Source organism: Solemya velesiana gill symbiont, assembly GCF_002020805.1.
GTDB lineage: Bacteria > Pseudomonadota > Gammaproteobacteria > Chromatiales > Chromatiaceae > Sedimenticola_A.
In genome coordinates, this window is sequence record NZ_MPRJ01000122.1 from 1 (window position 1) to 2851 (window position 2851).

Annotated in this window: 4 protein-coding genes; 2 read left to right on the forward strand and 2 right to left on the reverse strand. The window is 52.2% G+C overall.

Going from position 1 to position 2851, the window contains the following annotated elements; all coding sequences use genetic code 11:
- The first annotated feature begins 690 nt into the window (after positions 1–690).
- Entirely contained in the window at positions 691–1035 is a 345-nt protein-coding gene (locus BOW53_RS12545; RefSeq protein WP_245832145.1) for a helix-turn-helix domain-containing protein, read from the forward strand.
- A gap of 138 nt (positions 1036–1173) precedes the next feature.
- Positions 1174–1851, forward strand: coding sequence for an ATPase, T2SS/T4P/T4SS family (locus BOW53_RS12550; protein WP_078488308.1), 678 nt, complete (start codon positions 1174–1176; stop codon positions 1849–1851).
- A 139-nt stretch (positions 1852–1990) separates the two neighbouring features.
- Here the strand turns inward: BOW53_RS12550 and BOW53_RS12555 are convergent, their stop codons facing one another.
- Both BOW53_RS12555 and BOW53_RS12560 read right to left on the reverse strand, forming a co-directional pair.
- A complete protein-coding gene (locus tag BOW53_RS12555) occupies positions 1991–2185 on the reverse strand; it encodes a hypothetical protein (RefSeq protein ID WP_078488309.1) in 195 nt (64 codons plus the stop codon).
- Positions 2185–2493, reverse strand: coding sequence for an AbrB/MazE/SpoVT family DNA-binding domain-containing protein (locus tag BOW53_RS12560; RefSeq protein ID WP_078488310.1), 309 nt, complete (start codon positions 2491–2493; stop codon positions 2185–2187). Before BOW53_RS12560 ends, BOW53_RS12555 begins: the two co-directional genes overlap by 1 nt.
- Positions 2494–2851: the final 358 nt, after the last annotated feature.

Below are 2851 nucleotides of genomic sequence, written 5' to 3' on the forward strand. Positions count from 1 at the left end.
GCCGGGTGGACCACCTAACACCAACTGCCATGGCATGCCATGAGGCCGGAGGGGGAGCCGCATGACACGATGGCTTTCTGCCACTGCCACTGCCACGGAGCCCCTGGAGAGACTAGGGAGACTTCGTGCCAGCGGGCTAATTTTACTCTTTCTGTATAGGAATGTAAGAGAAATCTGATATATCCCGGAACAAGCGGGCTCAAAATTATCGAAAAACTCCTTTATATTCAAGAGGTAATGCGAACATATAAGTGTTAAATGGTATTTTGTATATTGCTGAACATGGAAGTAAATTGGGCTCGGTAGTTCCACCATACGGCAGTACGACCCAATGGGCTGACTCTTACCATGACCGAGCCATCCTTAGCCGACTCGATCAGACCCGAAAGCGTGGCGTATCCAATCAGGACACCAGATCCCAGCAACACGTAGACGTTGATCCGGTAAATGATTACCGTCAGAACACTATCGAATAACAGCGCATCTTATGTGAACAGGCCCTAGTGGATGGTGCGGCCCGCAGCGAAGCGAGGACACGGTAACGCAGCCTGGGCACAGCATTCCCTTTTCATCGAAAACGACCGGCAAAAGTCCTATTATATTACCACCGTTGAAAAAGGAACTGGAAGCGAAAGCCCGAGCAAGGCAAAATAAGCACACAAACGGAAGCAACAAGCCAAAAGGGAATTGATGAGCGATATGCCAACAGGGTTGAACGATAGTCCGCAAAACATCGTCCAGCGCCTAACAAGAGCGGCCCGTGAAAGGATAAGGATGAAGAACCAGAGCAATAGCGGGATCAGTAAAAGCGCACGGGCGATCTTAGCAAAGAATCTACTCCGACTCAGAAAAGCGCAAGGATACGGTCAGCAGGAGCTTGCAGACCTGTCTGGGCTTTCCAAATCATTCATCGGTGGGCTGGAAAACTCCCGCATGAATGTCAGCCTGGATAACCTGGAAAGTCTCGGGCGGGTTCTCGGCGTAGAAGTATTTGTACTGCTTATCCCACCAGACGCCCCAGATCCAGACAAGTAAGCAAATCCGCACCGAACGGAATTCCTCGCCCGACACTAGGGCAGATTGCCCTATGCCTCGAAGAAGAGGAAAAACGGGTCTTTACAAGAGCCAAAAGAGATAATATATTACCACCGGAATTTAAAGTGGAAATTAGCTATGGGAAGGCTCGAGAGACTGACCCGCAAGTTACAAGCCGAACTCGGCAACGAAATTGTCTCCGCTCTCAAAGATGGCTCCGTCACTGACATATACCTGAATGACGATGGCGCTGTGTGGGTGCACCGCGTCGGAGAGGCGAAAAAGGTTCTCACTCAAATGAGCGCCACCCAGGCGGATAACCTGATCCGCACCGTGGCCTCGATGTCCGGAGGCATGATCACCGACAAGAGGCCCGTCGTTGAGGCTCGGTTGCCCAACGGCGAGCGCTTTATAGGGGACATGGCCCCAATCTCACGGCACCCGACATTCTGTATCCGGAAGCCCGCTCGCGTCGTCTACACCCTCGAAAGCTATGTTGGAAAGGGCATGATGACCGAGGCGCAACACCAGGCCATCACCGAGGCCGTTACCAACCGCAAAAACATACTGGTTGTCGGGGGCACCGGCTCGGGGAAAACCACTCTCACCGCAATAGTCGATGATGCGCTGCTCTTCGCCTTCTTCTTCTTCTTCTTCTTCTTCGGTATCGAACAGTTGTTTGACCGGGATCGTGAATATCACTCCCAAGCCCACGGAACTCGGCGTACCGTCTGTGTTGTAATAATCGGTAAACTCAATCGCGGCGTAGTCGAGATAGAAGCCGTCTTCTCCCACCATATCAACATTGAAGGGTAGAGATCGGTCGGCAACCCGTCATAAGACGACCGATGACATCCTGAACCGATGGGCTTTCAAAAACGTCGTGGCTCTCAGTAACTTTTTCCATGTGCAAATCCTAAGATTGAAATTCAATCCGGCATCGTTCTGACGCCTCTTAATCAGAGTCCAAACGGTTGCGGTTCGCTATTTCCACGTAGGTATCCAGGCGGGTTTCCAACCGGATAACCCGGCCATCAATGCTCTCTACCTTCTCCTGCAGTTTTGCATTGGCCGTATTCAACCGCTCCACTGAATCAGTGAGTTTTACCGTGTCCTTCAAAATCGACATGAATTCCTTTCCGAGACCCATCAGCCCTTCTCTCCTAGTTTTTCGACCAGCGCATTACAGCGCTCGGTGGTTTCGTCGGTGAGGGTGATAGCCCGGCTCAAGCCCTCCTTGACCTGAGCCAGCAGCTCAGCAGCCCCAGGCTCTTCGGCCAGCAGCTTATCGAAGGTTTGTTCCAGGGTACGTTCGTGCAACTGGATCACCACCCGCCCATCGTCCACCTGTATATCCACCTCGCTATCGCTATCAAAACCGGCAGCGGCCAGCACCTTAGCCGGCAAGCGGATCGCGGAGCTATTGCCCCATTTCTGGATTTTGCCTTGTGCTTCCATAGATTCCCCCCAAAAAATAGTATCTACATATGTAGATACTAGAGTATCCCTCCCTATGTGTCAACATATGTAGATACATTAGAATAGTGATAACTGCGATAGACCGGCAGATGGTGGGGTAACAACCGCCTTCTTGATAACCGGATGATCTGCCGGTGCCGACTGCTCCGGCAGATCGCGCCGGGAGTACTGGCAAGCAGTCTGCCAGGCGGCAGGATCACCCAGGGTATTGCCCTGGTAGGAGACCAGCTCGCCAAGCCCTAGTGGGCCATGCGGATAATATTGTAATTATGGTGGGACGTATAATGGGCCATGCGCACAGCCAAGCCACTTCGTATCACTCCAAAGACCACAGAGA

What these genes read in the sequence shown, in the direction of transcription:
- BOW53_RS12550 (WP_078488308.1), top strand. Translation starts at nt 1,174, where the DNA reads ATGGGAAGGCTCGAGAGACTGACCCGCAAGTTACAAGCCGAACTCGGC.
- BOW53_RS12545 (WP_245832145.1), top strand. Translation starts at nt 691, where the DNA reads ATGAGCGATATGCCAACAGGGTTGAACGATAGTCCGCAAAACATCGTC.
- BOW53_RS12555 (WP_078488309.1), bottom strand. Translation starts at nt 2,185, where the DNA reads ATGGGTCTCGGAAAGGAATTCATGTCGATTTTGAAGGACACGGTAAAA.
- BOW53_RS12560 (WP_078488310.1), bottom strand. Translation starts at nt 2,493, where the DNA reads ATGGAAGCACAAGGCAAAATCCAGAAATGGGGCAATAGCTCCGCGATC.